At 72.4% G+C, this 17,238-nt stretch carries 14 protein-coding genes; 6 read left to right on the top strand and 8 right to left on the bottom strand.

Annotated elements, in window-relative coordinates:
* Positions 1–75: 75 nt before the first annotated feature.
* Positions 76–2,079, bottom strand: a complete 2,004-nt coding sequence (locus NRK68_RS07435) for an ATP-dependent DNA helicase (RefSeq protein WP_257855389.1) — start codon at positions 2,077–2,079, stop codon at positions 76–78.
* 500 nt (positions 2,080–2,579) lie between these two features.
* Positions 2,580–3,563: an aldo/keto reductase gene (locus NRK68_RS07430; RefSeq protein ID WP_183067693.1), complete on the bottom strand. Its 984-nt coding sequence runs from the start codon at positions 3,561–3,563 to the stop codon at positions 2,580–2,582.
* Between the two features lie 100 nt (positions 3,564–3,663).
* Here NRK68_RS07430 and NRK68_RS07425 point away from each other — a divergent pair, with 100 nt between their 5' ends.
* A complete protein-coding gene (locus NRK68_RS07425) occupies positions 3,664–4,713 on the top strand; it encodes an LLM class F420-dependent oxidoreductase (protein WP_183067692.1) in 1,050 nt (349 codons plus the stop codon).
* A 193-nt stretch (positions 4,714–4,906) separates the two neighbouring features.
* Positions 4,907–5,695 carry a ferritin-like domain-containing protein gene (locus tag NRK68_RS07420; RefSeq protein WP_183067691.1) on the top strand — a complete coding sequence of 263 codons (789 nt, stop codon included), beginning with the start codon at positions 4,907–4,909 and terminating at the stop codon, positions 5,693–5,695.
* 64 nt (positions 5,696–5,759) lie between these two features.
* Here NRK68_RS07420 and NRK68_RS07415 read toward each other — a convergent pair whose 3' ends face one another.
* Positions 5,760–6,752 (bottom strand): magnesium and cobalt transport protein CorA, encoded by a 993-nt coding sequence (locus tag NRK68_RS07415; RefSeq protein ID WP_183067690.1) that lies wholly within the window; start codon positions 6,750–6,752, stop codon positions 5,760–5,762.
* 55 nt (positions 6,753–6,807) lie between these two features.
* Between NRK68_RS07415 and NRK68_RS07410 the strand changes: the two genes are divergently transcribed.
* The 4 genes from NRK68_RS07410 to mshC all read left to right on the top strand — a co-directional run bounded on the left by NRK68_RS07410 (position 6,808) and on the right by mshC (position 10,419).
* Positions 6,808–7,527: a histidine phosphatase family protein gene (locus tag NRK68_RS07410; RefSeq protein ID WP_183067689.1), complete on the top strand. Its 720-nt coding sequence runs from the start codon at positions 6,808–6,810 to the stop codon at positions 7,525–7,527.
* Positions 7,528–7,604: 77 nt separating this feature from the next.
* Complete coding sequence (locus NRK68_RS07405; protein ID WP_183067688.1) at positions 7,605–8,195, top strand: DUF3090 domain-containing protein; 591 nt, start codon at positions 7,605–7,607, stop codon at positions 8,193–8,195.
* A gap of 86 nt (positions 8,196–8,281) precedes the next feature.
* On the top strand, positions 8,282–9,079 hold the full coding sequence (locus tag NRK68_RS07400; RefSeq protein WP_183067687.1) for an SCO1664 family protein: 798 nt from the start codon (positions 8,282–8,284) through the stop codon (positions 9,077–9,079).
* Between the two features lie 110 nt (positions 9,080–9,189).
* The gene (gene mshC / locus NRK68_RS07395; RefSeq protein ID WP_046780530.1) at positions 9,190–10,419 is read left to right on the top strand and encodes a cysteine--1-D-myo-inosityl 2-amino-2-deoxy-alpha-D-glucopyranoside ligase; all 1,230 of its coding nucleotides are present in this window, start codon (positions 9,190–9,192) and stop codon (positions 10,417–10,419) included.
* Between the two features lie 352 nt (positions 10,420–10,771).
* Here mshC and NRK68_RS07390 read toward each other — a convergent pair whose 3' ends face one another.
* The 5 genes from NRK68_RS07390 to NRK68_RS07370 form a co-directional block, all read right to left on the bottom strand.
* Positions 10,772–11,809: a PAC2 family protein gene (locus NRK68_RS07390; protein WP_183067686.1), complete on the bottom strand. Its 1,038-nt coding sequence runs from the start codon at positions 11,807–11,809 to the stop codon at positions 10,772–10,774.
* A 126-nt stretch (positions 11,810–11,935) separates the two neighbouring features.
* Entirely contained in the window at positions 11,936–13,543 is a 1,608-nt protein-coding gene (locus tag NRK68_RS07385; protein ID WP_183067685.1) for a glycerol-3-phosphate dehydrogenase/oxidase, read from the bottom strand.
* Between the two features lie 40 nt (positions 13,544–13,583).
* Positions 13,584–15,110: a glycerol kinase GlpK gene (gene glpK, locus NRK68_RS07380; protein WP_183067684.1), complete on the bottom strand. Its 1,527-nt coding sequence runs from the start codon at positions 15,108–15,110 to the stop codon at positions 13,584–13,586.
* 79 nt (positions 15,111–15,189) lie between these two features.
* Positions 15,190–15,972 (bottom strand): MIP/aquaporin family protein, encoded by a 783-nt coding sequence (locus tag NRK68_RS07375; protein WP_257855388.1) that lies wholly within the window; start codon positions 15,970–15,972, stop codon positions 15,190–15,192.
* A gap of 314 nt (positions 15,973–16,286) precedes the next feature.
* Complete coding sequence (locus NRK68_RS07370) at positions 16,287–17,054, bottom strand: IclR family transcriptional regulator (RefSeq protein WP_183067682.1); 768 nt, start codon at positions 17,052–17,054, stop codon at positions 16,287–16,289.
* Positions 17,055–17,238: the final 184 nt, after the last annotated feature.

Genomic DNA, 17,238 nt, shown 5'->3' with positions numbered 1-17,238 from the left:
GGCGCGGCCCGGCGCGGCCCGGCGCGGCCCGGCACCGTGGCCTCCCGCCCCTCGGGGGCGGGAGGCCACGGCCGACTACTGCTCCGGCTGTCCGCCCGCCGCGGCCAGGGCCTTCAGCAGACCCGTCAGCCGCGTCGTCCGCGGCTTCGGCAGCACCTCGGCGACCGCGCGCGGCAGCGCCTGATCGACGCCGTGCACCACCGACAGGTGCCGCCCGGCCCGCCCGAACGCCGTGTAGACCCAGTCCCGGGACAGGGACTGCGCCGCGTCACCCGGCAGGACCACGACCACCGCCGGCCAGCGCGAGCCCACCGCCTGATGCGCCGTCACCGCCCAGCCGTGCCGCACCTGGGACTCGACGAGCTCCTTCGGTACGACGATCCGCACGCCCGCTCGCTCCAGATGCAGCCCCTGTGCGTCCGCCGACACCACACGGGCCGGCAGGGCCCGCCCGGGAGACGGCACGTGGACCACCCGGTCCCCGGGGTCGAAGCCGCCGAACCGGCCCGGACCGGGATTGAGCCGCTCCTTGAGCGCGGCGTTCAACGCCCGCGTCCCCGCGGGACCGCCGTGCCCCGGGGCGATCACCTGAACGCCGTCCGCCGGGACCCCGAAAGCCCGCGGCACCGACTCGGCCACCAACTGCACGGCACGGTGCACGGCCTCGCCGGCGTCCTGCACCGGGACGATGACGACCTCCTTGCCGGGGGCGTCGACCTGGTTCAGCTCCCCGATCCCCACGCCCGAGACCAGCTCACCGAGGGGACCCGGATCCGGGGTACGGGAGACCAGCTGCGGGCAGGTACGCGCCGCCAGCACATCGGCGAACACCCGCCCCGCCCCCGCGGAACCGAGCACGCCGGGGTCGCCGGACAGGACCAGCCGGGCCCCGTCCGGGACGCCCTCGACCAGCGCGGCCGCGCTCTCCACGTCCAGCTGCGGCGCGTCCAGCACGACCAGCAGGTCCAGCGCGAACTGCCCGTCCGCGTCCCGCCCGGGCCCCTCCTCGCCGGAGAGCAGCCCCGCCACCGTCACCGCGTCCGGGCCGCCGCCGGGAGCGTGCGCGGCCACGCAGACGCGCAGGCCCAGCTCACGGGCCGCCGCGGCCAGAGCGAGCGGCTCGGCCCGGGCGGCCTCACCACCGGTGTGGGTGACCAGACCGTGGCCGGCGACCGCGCGGATCAGCTCGCCGGAGGACCGGTCCGGCGCGGCCGAGGCGGCCTGCTCCCAGTCCGCCGGCCCGGCGAAGGTACCGGACAGCCGGGCCAGGCCGTCGGCCAGGCTCTCCTCGGCCATCGCGGCGCCCTCCAGGCCCACGAGGATCCGTACCGGCTGCTCCTCGCCCTCCTCCACCGGCGGGCCCAGGGGCTCGTGGAAGACCAGTACCGACGCCTCCGCGACGGCCTGTTCGAGCGCCTCGGCCGGATCGGGCACGCCGTACTGGGCCAGGGCCTTCTCCAGGACCGGTGCCTCCAGCGCGGTGTGGCCCTTCAGGCCGGCCTGGTCCAGCAGCCAGCCGACCAGGACGGCCGTACGGCGCTCGTCGCCGGGACCGGCCCCGGCGCCCAGCAGCGCACGGGCGAAGCCGTCCGCCTGCGTCGGCCGTACGGCGGGTACGGCCAGCAGCCGCCACGGGTTCTCCGCGAGTTCCTCGGCGGCGCCGTCGCCCAGGGCCGCGGCCACGGGACCGGCCAGCGACTCGGGAGCACCACCGCGGGCCAGGACGGCCCGTACGCCGTCGACGGCGTCGGCGGAGGGTACGGGGGCCGCCTTCGGCGCCGGAGCGGGCGGGCGGGGTGCCGGGGGAGCGGGCGCCGCCTTACGGGGCGCGGCCGGGGCGTCGTCGAAGTAGACGGGGGAGGGCTTCGCGCCGCTCTCCACGGCCCGTACGGCGGCCAGCAGGTCGGCGGCCTTTCCGCTGAGCTTGGCGCCGGCGTCGACGGGATGCTCCCGTTCCGCCTTGCGGCGGGCGATCCGCTCCCGCTCGACCTTCTGCGCGGCCAGTTCGGCCTGAGCCTCACTGATGCCGCCGCCGTCCGCTGCCGCCTCGGGGGTGGGCCCTGCGGGGCTTTCCCCCACCCCGCCCCTTCCCGAAACCGAGGGCTCCGCCCCCGGCCCCCCGTCCCCGCCCGGACCCGCGGCGCCCGCCCCGGCCGGGTCTTCCGCGTCCGCGGCCTCGCCCTCGGGCCGCGCCTCGGCCGGGTCTTCCGCGTCAGCGGTGTCGCCTTCGGGGTCGCCCGAGTCAGCCTGTGCCCCGGCCGGGCCCTGTGCGCCGGCGGTATCCGCCTCGCCTGCGGGCCGCGCCTCGGCCGGGTCTTCCGCGTCAGCGGTGTCGCCTTCGGGGTCGCCCGAGTCAGCCTGTGCCCCGGCCGGACCCTGTGCGCCGGCGGTATCCGCTTCGCCTGCGGGCTGCGCCTCGGCCGGGTCTTCCGTGTCAGCGGCACCGCCTTCGGGGTGGCCCGAGTCAGCCTGTGCCCCGGCCGGACCCTGTGCGCCGGCGGTATCCGCCTCGCCTGCGGGCCGCGCCTCGGCCGGGTCTTCCGCGTCAGCGGGTTCGGCTTCGGCGTGACGGTCCGTGCTCACAGCGTGCTCCAGTCCTGATCGGGATAGCGGTGCTCCGGCGCCGAGACGTCGTCCAGCGCCCGGCAGATCTCCTCGGGAAGACTAAGCTCCTCCACCGACAACGCCGCCGCGAGCTGCGCCGACGTCCGCGCGCCGACGATCGGCGCGACCACCCCCGGCCGGTCGCGGACCCACGCCAGCGCCACCTGGAGCGGGGTCACGGCCAGGCCCTGGGCCGCCGTCACCACCGCGTCCACGATCCCGGCCGCCGCCTCGTCAAGGTACGGCTCCACCAGCGCGGACAGGGCCGGCGAGGCGCCCCGGGAGTCCGCCGGGGTGCCCTCCCGGTACTTGCCCGTCAGCACCCCGCGCCCCAGCGGGGACGAGGGCAGCAGGCCGACCCCCAGGTCCAGCGCGGCCGGCAGCACCTCCCGCTCGACGCCGCGCTGCAGCAGGGAGTACTCCATCTGCGTCGAGGCGAGCCGGGTCCGTACCCCCGGAGCCGCGAGCTGCCAGGTCGCCGCCTTCGCCAGCTGCCAGCCGCAGAAGCCGGCCACCCCGGCGTAACGGGCCCGGCCGCTGCTCACCGCCAGGTCGAGGGCCTGCAAGGTCTCCTCCACCGGAGTCACCGGATCGAAGGCGTGCACCTGCCAGAGGTCGACGTAGTCGGTGCCCAGCCGGTCCAGCGAGTCGTCCAGGGCCGCGAGCAGATGGCCGCGCGAGCCGTCGAAGCGCCGGTCCGGGTCCCGGACGCTGCCCGCCTTGGTCGCGATGACCAGGTCCCGGCGCGGGACGAGCCCGCCCACCAGCCGCCCCAGGAGGTACTCCGCCTCCCCGCCGCCGTACACGTCGGCGGTGTCGACGAGCGTGCCGCCCGCCTCCCAGAACGTCTTCACCTGTTCGGCGGCGGCTTCCTCGCCGGTGTCGCGGCCCCAGGTGAGGGTGCCGAGGCCGATCCGGGAGACGCGCAGTCCGGTGCGGCCGAGATGCCTCTGCTCCATGAGCGCTGAGACTACTGGGGCGCTGACGTGGAGCGCCCGGGCGCGCTACAGTCCCCGCACACCAACGTTACTGATCGGTACACCGGTAAGGGGACGACACATGCGGCTCGGCATCAATCTCGGTTACTGGGGCGCGGGCATGGACGCCGACAACCTCGCCGTCGCCCAGGAGGCCGACCGCCTCGGATACGACGTCTGCTGGGCCGCCGAGGCGTACGGATCCGACGCGCCGACCGTGCTCTCCTGGGTCGCCGCCCAGACCGAGCGCATCGACGTCGGCTCCGCGATCATGCAGATCCCGGCCCGCCAGCCCGCCATGACCGCCATGACGGCGGCCACCCTGGACTCCCTCACCAAGGGCCGCTTCCGCCTCGGCCTCGGCGTCTCGGGCCCGCAGGTCTCCGAGGGCTGGTACGGAGTCACGTTCGACAAGCCGCTCGCCCGCACCCGCGAGTACGTGGAGATCGTCCGCAAGGCCATGTCCCGCGAGCGGCTGAGCTACGACGGCGAGCACTGGACCCTCCCGCTGCCGGGCGGCCCGGGCAAGCCGATCAAGCTGACCGTGCACCCCGAGCGCGAGCACATCCCGCTCTACATCGCCGCCATCGGGCCCAAGAACCTGGAGCAGACCGGCGAGATCGCCGACGGCGCCCTGCTGATCTTCCCGGCCGCCGAGCACCTGGAGGCCACCGCGCTCACCCACATCCGGGCGGGCCGGGAGAAGGCCGGGCTGACGATGGACGGCTTCGACGTCTGCCCGACCGTGCCGCTGGCCCTCGGCGAGGACGTGACCGCCCTCGCCGACATGTTCCGCCCGTACACCGCCCTGTACGTGGGCGGCATGGGCAGCCGGAAGCAGAACTTCTACAACCAGCTGGCCCAGCGCATGGGCTACGAGAAGGAAGCCGCCGAGATCCAGGACAAGTACCTGGCCGGTGACAAGACCGGCGCGGCCGAGGCCGTCCCGCACTCGCTGATCGACTCGACGACGCTGCTCGGCCCGGTCGCGCGGATCGCCGACGGGATGCGGGCCTACGCGGAGGCCGGCGTCACCACCCTCACGCTGGCCCCGGCCGGCTTCACCCTGGACGAGCGGATCGCCGCCCTGCGCGCCGGCACCGAGGCCATGGAGCTCGCGGGCCTCGCCTGAGCCGGCTGCCGCGGGAAGCTTCTGCGGCCGTGGTGGGGGCTCGGGGGGTCTTCCCCGCCACGGCCGACACAGCCAACAACGCACCGGACGCCCGCGGGGTTACGCACGCCGCCCGGCCCGGAGGTTCGTTCATTCGGACGAGTGGTGCCACCTCGCGGTTGCCCGCCCCGCACAGCGGCGTTTGACTCGTTGCATGCTCTCTGCCCGCAGCCTGTTCCAGGAGATCGTCGACAACGACGACTCCTTCCAGCTGTTCTGCTCCATCGCCGCCAGCGGGGAAGCCCAGGGCGGCTGGGAGAACGCCCGTATCGCGGCCCTGGTGCCGGACGCCATGCGCCACCTCGCACCCAAGATCACCCGGCACGGCGCCGACGAGGACAAGCACGGCCGGATCTTCCACGCCCTGCTGCGCAAACGCGGCCTGCACGCCGTCCCCGTACCGCCCGAGACCGACTACACGATGCTGCTCGAACGCCGCGGCATCGGACTGGCCCACGACAAGCTGCGCCGGCAGGAGGCGCTCACCGAGGACGACATCGTCGTCTACCTCGCCCACAGCCGGGTCACCGAACAGCGCGCCGCCGACCAGATGGACATGCTGGTCAGGTACTTCGGCGACCACCCCGTGGTGGGCAAGGCCATCCACATGATCAGCAACGACGAGGACAACCACCTCGCCTACTGCCACGAGGAACTGCTGCGGCTGGCCCGCGCCGGGCACGGCCGGACCATCCAGCGGGTGCTGCGCGAGAGCGCGCTCGCCGAGATCGCCGTCTACCGCGATGTGAGCCTCGCCGTCATGGACCACATGGGACGGCTGCTGCACTGGCCCGCGCCGAAGGCGGCCCTGCTGGCCGCCGGCATCCGCGGGACGTACGCGTACGAGCGCTTCAGCGGCTGGCACCGGATGGTCGGCCTGCGGATGCCCGAACGGCGCGACGCGCTCGGCGGCGCACCCCTCACCACCCCCGAATACGCCTGACCGGCGCCCCCCGACCCCCCGGCCCCCCCGACCATCCGACCGCCTCACCGCCCGGGGCAGGTCCCTAGAGCCAGCCCCGGCGCTTGAAGAGGCGGTGCAGGCCCAGACAGGCGCCCGTCATGAGCAGCAGCACGCCCGGATATCCCCACCACCGGTGGAGCTCCGGCATGTGGTCGAAGTTCATCCCGTAGATCCCCGCGACCATCGTCGGGACGGCCGCGATCGCCGCCCAGGCCGAGATCTTCCGCACGTCGTCGTTCTGCCGCAGCCCCGTCTGCGCGAGATGCGCGGCCAGCGCGTCCGACAGCAGGCGGTCCAGGCCCTCGATGTACTCGCTCGCCCTGGTCAGATGGTCGGCGACATCGCGGAAGAACGGCCGCGCGTGCTCGTGGACGAAGGGCACCTCGCCGAAGGCCAGCCGCTCCATCGGCGCAAGCAGCGGGTTCGTCGCCCTGCGGAACTCCAGCACCTGCCGCTTGAAGCCGTAGATCCGGGCGGCGGTGTTCTTGGTGTCCGAGGCGTTCGGGGCGAAGACCTCCGCCTCCAGCTCCTCCAGGTCCGCCTGCAGTTCGGCCGCCACCTCGATGTAGTGGTCCACCACCGCGTCGGACACCGCGTAGAGCACCGCCGTCGGGCCGTGCCGCAGCACGTCCGGATCGTGCTCCAGCCGTCGGCGTACGGCGGCCAGCGGGGCCCCTTCGCCGTGCCGGACCGTGACGACGAAAGAGTCGCCGATGAACAGCATCAGTTCGCCCGCGGACACCGTGTCCGTGGCCTCGTCGTAGAGCACCGGCTTCAGCACGACGAACAGCGAGTCGTCGTACACCTCCAGCTTGGGGCGCTGGTGGGCGTTGAGCGCGTCCTCCACCGCCAGCGGATGCAGGCCGAACTCCCGGCGGACGTGATCGAACTCCGTCTCGGTCGGCTCGTACGTGCCGATCCAGAGGAAGGCGTCACCGCTCGCCCGGGCCTCGTCCAGGGCGTCCGAGAAGTCCTCCGGACCCTCGGCGCGACGTCCGTCCCGGTAGAGCGCGCAGTCGACAATCACGCCGAACATTCTCCCCCGCCGCCGACGGGCCCGCACCCGTCCGGCACCGCCTACGCTGGCCCCCATGGCCACGCTGATCCTCGTACGACACGGGCGGTCCACCGCCAACACCGCAGGGCTGCTCGCCGGATGGACCCCCGGCGTGGGCCTCGACGAGCGCGGCGCCGAGCAGGCCGCCGCGCTCCCCGGACGGCTGGCCGGCGTGCCGCTCGCCGCCGCCGTCACCAGCCCGCTCCAGCGCTGCCGCGAGACCCTGGCACCCCTGCTGGCCGCGCGGCCCGAGCTGGAACTCCACACGGACGAGCGGATCGGCGAATGCCACTACGGCGACTGGTCCGGCCGCAAACTCTCCGAACTGTCCGAAGAACCGCTGATGAAGATCGTGCAACAGCACCCGTCGGCGGCCGCCTTCCCCGGCGGCGAGTCCATGCGGGCCATGCAGGCGCGCGCCGTGGACGCCGTACGGGACTGGAACGCGAGGATCGAGGAGAGCGACGGCAGCGACGCCGTCTTCCTGATGTGCTCGCACGGCGACATCATCAAGTCGCTTGTCGCGGACGCCCTGGGCATGCACCTGGACCTCTTCCAGCGCATCCACGTCGACCCCTGCTCGGTGACGGCGATCCGCTACACGCCGACCCGCCCGTTCGTGTTCCGGCTGGGCGACACCGGGGACTTCGGCTCCCTCGTGAAGCGACCGGCCGCACCCGAGCCCGTCGCCTCCGACAAGGACTCCGAGGACGCCGGGAACGCCGTCGTGGGGGGCGGCGCGGGCGCGGCGTGATCGCACGGCGCAGTAGGGTGGACGGGCCCACTCAAGGGCGCAGATTCGCCGCCGCCACCGAGACTTGGAGACTGGACGTGCCCCGTCAGGTGTTCCTCTACGACCCGCCGGACCGCTTCGTGGCCGGCACGGTCGGCTTGCCGGGACGCCGTACGTTCTTCCTGCAGGCCTCCTCCGGCCCCCGCGTCACCAGCGTCTCCCTGGAGAAGACCCAGGTCGCCGCACTGGCCGAGCGGATGGACGAGCTGCTGGACGAGGTCGTGCGGCGCACCGGCGGAAACGCCCCGGTCCCGGCCATGGCCCCCGCGGAGGCCGCCGACACCGCCCCGCTGGACGTCCCCGTCGAGGAGGAGTTCCGCGTCGGCACCATGGCCCTGGCCTGGGACGGCGAGGAACAGCGGATGATCGTCGAGGCCCAGGCCCTGGTGGAGCTCGACGCCGACTCCGACGAGGACCTCGCCGAGGCGGAGGAGCGGCTGCTCCAGGACGAGGAGAACGGCCCGCCGATGCTGCGGGTCCGCCTCACCGGCGCCCAGGCCCGCGCCTTCGCCAAGCGCGCCCTGGACGTGGTCAACGCCGGCCGCCCGCCGTGTCCGCTGTGCAGTCTGCCGCTGGACCCGGAGGGCCACGTGTGCCCGCGCCAGAACGGCTACCGGCGCCAGGCGTGACGGGCCAGGGGGACATGCAGGAGCACACGCGGGGACACGGGCAAGGGCACCTGCCGGGACACACGCCGGGGCCCGCGCCGCGACGCATGGAGGAACTGCTCGCCAAGGGCGAGCTGACCGTCGTCGGCCGGATCCGCGAGGCGTCCAACGCGGTCCTGCTGTGCACCGTCACGTACGACGGGGCGAGCGCCGACTGCGTCTACAAGCCCGTCAAGGGGGAACGGCCGCTGTGGGACTTCCCCGACGGCAGCCTCGCCCAGCGCGAGGTCGCCTCCTACCTGGTCTCCGAGGCCACCGGATGGGGCCTGGTGCCCGCCACCGTGCTGCGCGACGGCCCCTACGGCGAGGGCATGGTCCAGCAGTGGATCGAAGCCCGGCAGCCGCAGGACGACTCCCCCGAGGACGGGCTCCTCGCGCTGGTCGAGGGTGAGGAGGCCGGTGAGGGCTGGAAGCCGGTGGCCTTCGCGGAGGTCGGCGAGGGCCGCACCGCCCTGCTGGTCCACGCCGACGACCCGAGGCTGCGCCGGCTCTCCGTCCTCGACGCCGTGATCAACAACGGCGACCGCAAGGGCGGGCACCTGCTGCCCGCGCCCGACGGACGGATCTACGGCATCGACCACGGAGTGACCTTCCACACCGAGGACAAGCTGCGCACCCTGCTGTGGGGCTGGGCGGGGGAGCCGCTGACGGACGAGGCCCGCGGGGCGCTCACGGCACTGGCCGCGGAACTGGCCGAGGGAGCCCCCCTCGCCACCCGGCTGGCCGAACTGATCACCGCGGCCGAGCTGGCCGCCGTACGGGAGCGGGTGGCGCACATGCTGCGCACCGGAACGCACCCGGTGCCGTCCGGGCAGTGGCCGTCGATCCCGTGGCCACCGGTCTGAACCGGCCATCGGCGTCACGCACAGAACCGGCCGGACCGCAAGAGCGCCGATCAGGACAACACTGCAGGTCCAGTTCGTTTCCGGAACATCCGTCCGGTTAGGCTCGAGACATGCATGCCTGGCCCGCTTCTGAGGTCCCCGCCCTTCCTGGTAAGGGCCGCGACCTCCAGATCCACGACACCGCGACCCAGGGGACGATCACCCTCGCCCCCGGTCCCGTCGCCCGCATCTACGTCTGCGGCATCACCCCGTACGACGCGACCCACATCGGTCACGCGGCGACCTACAACGCGTTCGACCTCGTGCAGCGCGTGTGGCTCGACACCAAGCGGCAGGTCCACTACGTCCAGAACGTCACGGACGTCGACGATCCGCTCCTGGAGCGGGCGCTGCGCGACGGCCACGACTGGACCGAGCTGGCCGAGCGCGAGACCGCGCTCTTCCGCGAGGACATGACGGCCCTGCGGATGCTGCCGCCGCAGCACTACATCGGAGCCGTCGAGGCCATACCCGGCATCGTGCCGCTGGTCGAGCGGCTGCGGGACGCGGGCGCCGCGTACGAGCTCGAGGGCGACATCTACTTCTCGGTCGAGGCCGACCCGCACTTCGGCGGCGTCTCCCACCTCGACGCCGAGGCGATGCGGCTGCTCTCGGCGGAGCGGGGCGGCGACCCCGACCGTCCGGGCAAGAAGAACCCGCTGGACCCGATGCTGTGGATGGCGGCACGTCCGGGCGAGCCGAGCTGGGACGGCGGCTCGCTGGGCCGCGGCCGGCCGGGCTGGCACATCGAGTGCGTCGCGATCGCCCTCGACCACCTGGGCATGGGCTTCGACATCCAGGGCGGCGGCTCCGACCTCGCCTTCCCGCACCACGAGATGGGCGCGTCGCACGCGCAGGCGCTGACGGGCGAGTTCCCGATGGCCCAGGCGTACGTCCACGCCGGCATGGTCGCCCTGCACGGCGAGAAGATGTCCAAGTCGAAGGGCAACCTCGTCTTCGTGTCGGCGCTGCGCCGCGCCGGGGTGGACCCGGCGGCGATCCGCCTGGCGCTGCTCTCGCACCACTACCGGGCGGACTGGGAGTGGACGGACGCCGTCCTCGACGAGGCCGTGGCCCGGCTGGACCGGTGGCGCGCGGCGGTGTCCCGCCCGGACGGCATCCCGGCGGACGCGGTCCTCGAAGAGGTCCGCGAGGCCCTGGCGAACGACCTGGACGCCCCCGCGGCACTGGCCGCGGTCGACCGCTGGGTGGACCTCCAGAACGCCACCGACGGGGACGACGAGTCGGCCCCCGGCCTGATCTCCCGCACGGTCGACGCCCTCCTGGGCGTGGCCCTGTAGCCGATCGGATCGGCATGAGCGCGCCCCCGGCCGGTCGGCCGGGGGCGCACTCCGTCGTTCCACGGCCTCCTCATACAGCTGCGCCACCGGTATCAGCGGGTGCGGACCCTCCGGCAGCAGCGACGGATCGTGGCCGGCTCGGATGGGGGAGACCTCGGCGTGGTCCTCGTCCGTCCGGACGCCGAGGGCGCGGATCCGCCGGAGGGTGCGCACCTCCTCGGGCCTGTTCAGCGCGAAGGGGGCGTCGTGCTCCAGCGAGCACGACGCCCAGGGCGGTACGGGTCATGCTTCCCTCTCCCGGAAACGGCAACCCGTACCCACGCAGGGCGTACTGACACCCGGACAGCCCGCCCTAGGTCCCGGGGGTCTCCCCGTCGCCCGCGCCGTCGCCCTCGGCCTCGCCCCCGGCGGGACCGTCCGCCGGGCCGCCCTGCGGCGGCGCGTCGTCCTGGTCCGCCGCGTCGTCCGGCTTCGGCTTCGGCTGGGCGCGGCCGCCGGACAGGTCCCGGAAGTAGGAGCCGTCGCCCGGATCCGCCGCCGGGCCCGCCGCCGGGTCACGCCGGCGCAGGTACCGCTCGAACTCCCGCGCGATCGCGTCGCCCGAGGCCTCCGGCAGGTCCGCGGTGTCCCGGGCCTCCTCCAGCGTCTGGACGTACTCCGCCACCTCGCTGTCCTCGGCGGCCAGTTGGTCCACGCCCAGCTGCCAGGCCCGCGCGTCCTCCGGCAGCTCGCCCAGCGGGATCCTGATGTCGATCAGGTCCTCCAGCCGGTTCAGCAGAGCCAGCGTCGCCTTCGGGTTCGGCGGCTGCGACACGTAGTGCGGCACCGCCGCCCACAGCGACACCGCCGGCACCCCCGCATGCGTACAGGCCTCCTGGAGGATGCCCACGATGCCCGTGGGGCCCTCGTACTTGGTCTCCTCCAGGTCCATCGTCCGAGCCAGGTCCGCGTCCGAGGTGACCCCGCTCACCGGCACCGGCCGGGTGTGCGGCGTGTCCCCGAGGAGCGCCCCGAGGATGACGACCATCTCCACGCCCAGCTCGTGCGCGAAGCCCAGGATCTCGTTGCAGAACGACCGCCACCGCATGGACGGTTCGATTCCGCGCACCAGCACCAGGTCGCGCGGTTTGGCCCCGCCGATCCGGACCACCGAGAGCCGGGTCGTCGGCCACGTGATCTTCCGTACCCCGTTGTCCAGCCACACCGTCGGCCGGTTGACCTGGAAGTCGTAGTAGTCCTCGGCGTCCAGAGCCGCGAAGACCTCGCCCTTCCACTCCCGGTCCAGGTGTGCGACCGCACCGGAGGCCGCGTCACCCGCGTCGTTCCAGCCCTCGAACGCGGCCACCATGACCGGGTCGATCAGCTCGGGCACGCCCTCAAGCTCGATCACCCAGGTCTCCTTCCGAAGTTCCTTGCGTACGTGGGTCAGCCTAAGCCTTGGAGGGACACCGGCCACAGCCCACGACAGAGGGGCGGTTCCCCTCGGAACCGCCCCTCTTCCCCACCTGCGTGAGAGCTATGCCTTGCGGGCCAGCATCTCCTCGACCCGGGCCTTGACGGAGTCGTCGTCCAGGCCGCGGATCGTGACCGTCGTGCGGCGGCGCAGCACGTCGTCGACGGTCTCGGCCCACTCGTGGTCACGGGCGTAGGCCACCTGCGCCCAGATCTCAGGACCGTCCGGGTGGATGCGCTCGGCCAGTGCCGGGTCCTCGTTCGCCAGGCGGGCGATGTCGAAGGCCAGGGAGCCGTAGTGCGAGGCCAGGTGGCGCGCGGTCAGCGGGTCCATCCGGGTGCCGGGCTCACGGTCCACCAGCAGCCGGTGCGCGACCGCGTTCGGGTTGGCGACACCCGGCAGCGCGATCCGGCGTACGAGGGACTTCACCGGCTCCATGTCCTCGGTCAGCGGGCTGCCCGGGAGCTTGGCGAGCTTGTCCATGACGACACGGCCGATGTGGCGGTACGTCGTCCACTTGCCGCCGGCGACCGACAGCATGCCGCCCGCGCCCTCGGAGACGACGGTCTCGCGCTTGGCCTTCTCCACGCCGCCGGGGCCGCCGGGCAGCACGCGCAGGCCGGCGAAGGCGTACGTCATCAGGGAGCGGTCGAGGTCGGCGTCCTTCACCGAGAAGGCCGCCTCGTCCAGGATCTGCTGGATGTCGGACTCGGTGGCGCGCACGTCCGCCGGGTCGCCCTCGTACACCTCGTCGGTGGTGCCGAGCAGCAGCTGGTCCTCCCACGGGAGGGCGAAGGTGATGCGGTACTTGTCGATCGGGGTGGCCATGGCGGCCTTCCACGGCGACTTGCGCTTCATGACGATGTGCGCGCCCTTGGAGAGGCGGATCGACGGCAGGGAGTGCTTGTCCTCCATGCGCCGCAGGTGGTCCACCCACGGGCCGGTGGCGTTGAGCACGACGCGGGCGTCGATCCCGAACTCGGTGCCGTCCAGGCGGTCCTTGAGCTCGGCGCCGGTGACCCGGCCGCCGGTCTTGCGCAGTCCGGTGACCTCGGCGTGGTTGAGGACGACGGCGCCCGACTCGACGGCCGCGCGGACCGTCATGACGGCGACGCGGGAGTCGTTCATCTGGTGGTCGTAGTAGACCGCGACGGCCTTGAGGTTGTCGGTCTTCAGACCGGGGTTGTCGGCGACGGCACGGGCGGGGGATATGACCTTGCCCATGCCGTCGCCGAAGGCCGAGAGGGCGGAGTAGGCGAAGACGCCCGCGCCCAGCTTGGCCGCACCCACCGGACCGCCCTTGTAGACCGGCAGGTAGAACGTGAGCGGGTTGACCAGGTGCGGGGCCACGTCCTTGGCCAGCACCCGCCGCTCGTGGTGGTTCTCCGCGACCAGCTTGACCGCGCCGGTCTGCAGGTAGCGCAGGCCGCCGTGGACGAGCTTGGAGGAGGCCGAGGAGGTGGCGCCGGCGAAGTCGCCGGCGTCCACCATGGCAACCCGCAGACCCGACTGCGCGGCGTGCCAGGCCACCGAGGTGCCCAGGATTCCACCACCGATGACCAGCAGGTCGTACGTGGCCTTCGCCAGCTGCTCGCGGGTCTCGGCACGGCTCGCGTTCGCGCCGGCGGTCGGGTGCGTACCCAGGGCGGGGACGCTCTGCAGGGTGCTCATATCTCTTTCAGCTCCTCGTCGATTGACTCAGCTGGTGCGGTCAGCTGGCGTCTTCGTCGTCGACCCAGCCCATGGACCGCTCGACGGCCTTGAGCCAGCTCTTGTACTCGCGCTCCCGCTGCTCGGCGGGCATCCGCGGGGTCCACTCCGCCGCACGGCGCCAGTTGGCGCGCAGGGCGTCGGTGTCGGGCCAGAAGCCGACGGCCAGGCCGGCGGCGTAGGCGGCGCCGAGGCAGGTGGTCTCGGCGACCATGGGACGGACCACGGGGGCGTCCAGGAAGTCCGAGAGCGTCTGCATCAGCAGGTTGTTGGAGGTCATGCCGCCGTCGACCTTGAGGGCGGCGAGCTCGACGCCCGAGTCCTTGGTCATGGCGTCGGTGATCTCGCGGGTCTGCCAGGCGGTGGCCTCCAGGACGGCACGGGCGATGTGCGCCTTGGTGACGTACCGGGTGAGGCCGGCGATCACACCGCGGGCGTCGGAGCGCCAGTACGGGGCGAACAGGCCGGAGAAGGCCGGTACGAAGTAGGCGCCGCCGTTGTCCTCGACGGACAGGGCCAGGGTCTCGATCTCGGCCGCGGACTTGATCAGGCCCATCTGGTCGCGCATCCACTGGACGAGCGAGCCGGTGACGGCGATGGAGCCCTCCAGGGCGTAGACCGGCTTCTGGTCGCCGATCTGGTAGCCGACCGTGGTCAGCAGGCCGCTGTAGGAGTTGATGATCTTGTCGCCGGTGTTCATCAGCATGAACGTTCCGGTGCCGTACGTGGACTTGGCCTCGCCCTCGGCGAAACAGGTCTGGCCGAAGAGCGCGGCCTGCTGGTCACCGAGCGCCGAGGCGACCGGGACACCGGCGAGGACGCCCTCCTTGACGTGGCCGTAGACCTCGGCGGAGGACTTGATCTCGGGGAGCACGTTGAGCGGGACGCCCATCGACTCCGCGATCTTCTCGTCCCAGGCCAGGGTGTGCAGGTTCATCAGCATGGTGCGCGAGGCGTTGGTGACGTCGGTGACGTGCGCACCGCCCTGGGCGCCGCCCGTGAGGTTCCAGATGACCCACGAGTCCATGGTGCCGAAGAGGATGTCGCCGGCCTCGGCGCGCTCGCGCAGGCCCTCGACGTTGTCGAGCAGCCAGCGGACCTTGGGGCCGGCGAAGTAGCTCGCCAGCGGCAGGCCGGTCTCGCGGCGGAAGCGGTCCTGCCCGACGTTGCGGCCGAGTTCCTTGCACAGGGCGTCGGTGCGGGTGTCCTGCCAGACCAGCGCGTTGTGGACCGGCTCGCCGGTGTTCTTGTCCCACAGGACGGTGGTCTCGCGCTGGTTGGTGATGCCGATCGCCTTGACGTCGGCGGCGGTGATCTCGGCCTTGGCGATGGCCCCGGCGACGACCTCCTGGACGTTGGTCCAGATCTCGGTGGCGTCGTGCTCGACCCAGCCCGGCTTCGGGAAGATCTGCTCGTGCTCCTTCTGGTCGACGGCGACGATACGGCCGTCGCGGTCGAAGACGATGCAGCGGGAGGAGGTGGTGCCCTGGTCGATCGCGGCGATGAAGGGGCCGGTGCTGCTGGTCATGATGGCTGCTCCTGGCAGGTCTGGTGTGTAGGCGGAATCAGGAGTGCGGTGCGGATCTTACGAGCGCTGCAGATGCTGATCAGGCGAACGCGATGTTGTAAAGACCGCCGGCGAGCACGGCACCGATGAGCGGGCCGACCACCGGGATCCAGGAGTATCCCCAGTCGGAGCCGCCCTTGTTGGGGAGCGGCAGCAGGGCGTGGACGATGCGCGGACCGAGGTCGCGGACCGGGTTGATGGCGTAACCGGTGGGGCCACCGAGCGAGAGGCCGATGCCGACGACCACGAAGGACGTGATCAGGACACCTATGACACCGAGGCCCTTGCCGCCGTCCTGGAGGCCCTGGGTCAGGATCGCCAGGATCAGGACGGCGGTGCCGATGATCTCGGTCGCGAGGTTCTGCACGACGTTACGGATCTCGGGACCCGTGGAGAAGATGCCGAGCACGGGGCCGGCCACGTCGTGCGGGTGCGGGTCCTCCGGACCGAGCTTGGCGTCGCGGATGTGCTCCGGGTCCGCCAGGTGGGCGCGGAACTGGCCGTAGTAGGTGACCCACATGACGACCGCGCCGAGCATCGCGCCCAGGAGCTGGCCCGCGAAGTAGACGGGGGTGTCGCCCCAATCGCCGGTCTTGACGGCGAGGCCGACGGTGACCGCCGGGTTGAGGTGCGCACCGGAGAGCGGCGCGGAGACGTAGGCCGCGATCAGAACGGCGAAGCCCCAGCCGAAGGTGATCGCGAGCCAGCCCGCATTGCGGGCCTTGGAGCTCTTGAGCGTCACTGCGGCGCAGACGCCACCGCCGAGCAGAGTGAGCAGGGCGGTACCGATGGTCTCGCCGATGAAGATGTCGGAGCTGGACACCCGCGACTCCTTACGTACGTCCAGGGGTGGGCGGAAACCGGGTCCCTCCGGTGGTTCCGCGCACTCGGTGAGTGCTGCACCGGTCCTTGGCCTTGTCGCATCCTAGCGCGTATTGCCGGTAGGTGTTCGACAATGTCGACCGGTGAACGGCAGTTTTCCGCCCAGGTGAAGAATGCGTCAAGAGTCGGCCAGGCCAATGTGTCGGATCGTTACCCGTAGGTGTGATCAGCCAAATCCAGCCATCTCAAGGTCGAGATATGGCGAAAAATGGGCAGAAGGGTGCCAGGTGATGGCCGAAGCCTGCTAAAGGGAGGTCAGAACCGGCCTGCGCCGAGGTCGCGTGAAACCGCGCGCGCACAGTCCCGCACCGAGGCCACGAGGGCCGCACGGGGCTCCCCGGACTCGCCGCAGACCCGCTCCACGGCGCCCGCGACCGCCACGGCACCCACCGGCATCCGGCGCCGGTCGTGGATCGGCGCCGCCACCGAGGCGATGCCCTCCCACGTCTCCTCGACGTCCGCGGCCCAGCCGCGCGCCCGGGTCAGGCCCAGGATCTCCTCGAAGCCGACGGCATCCGTGACCGTACGCGGGGTGAACGACTCGCGCTCCACCTCCAGCGCCTGGGTGTGCGCGACCGGGTCGTACGCCGACAGCACCTTGCCCAGCGCCGTCGAGTGCAGCGGCTGCATCGCCCCGACCTCCAGCACTTGACGGCTGTCGTCGGGCCGGAACACGTGGTGCATGATCAGCACCCCGCTCTGGTGCAGCACGCCCACGTACACGCTCTCGCCGCTCGCCCGGGCCAGGTCGTCGGTCCACACCAGGGCGCGGGCCCGCAGCTCGTGCACGTCGAGATAGCTGTTGCCCAGGCGCAGCAGCTCCGCGCCCAGCTGGTAGCGCCCGGAGGCCGGGTCCTGCTCGACGAAGCCCTCGGCCTGCAGGGTGCGCAGGATGCCGTGGGCCGTGCCCTTGGCCAGGCCCAGCGACGAGGCCACGTCGGAGAGCCCCAGCCGGCGCTCGCCGCCCGCCAGGAGTCGCAGCATCGCAGCGGCTCGTTCGAGCGACTGGATGTTCCGTGCCATCGCGCAGCCTCCTGCTGACCTTCGTTACTACTGACATCTTGACGCGGTTCGACAATGCTGAACAGTATCGGTCGATGCCGACCTCGCGCACCGTCGGACGATCTGTTCGCCGTACGGGCAACGGGACACCCCTGACAACTTCCCGCCACAGAATGCAGTCCGCCACGTGGGACACCCACACCGG

Source organism: Streptomyces yangpuensis (assembly GCF_024666385.1).
In the GTDB taxonomy this organism is placed as follows: domain Bacteria; phylum Actinomycetota; class Actinomycetes; order Streptomycetales; family Streptomycetaceae; genus Streptomyces; species Streptomyces yangpuensis.
The sequence above is the reverse complement of the archived record's forward strand: the minus strand, read 5'-3'. Positions and strand labels throughout refer to the sequence as shown.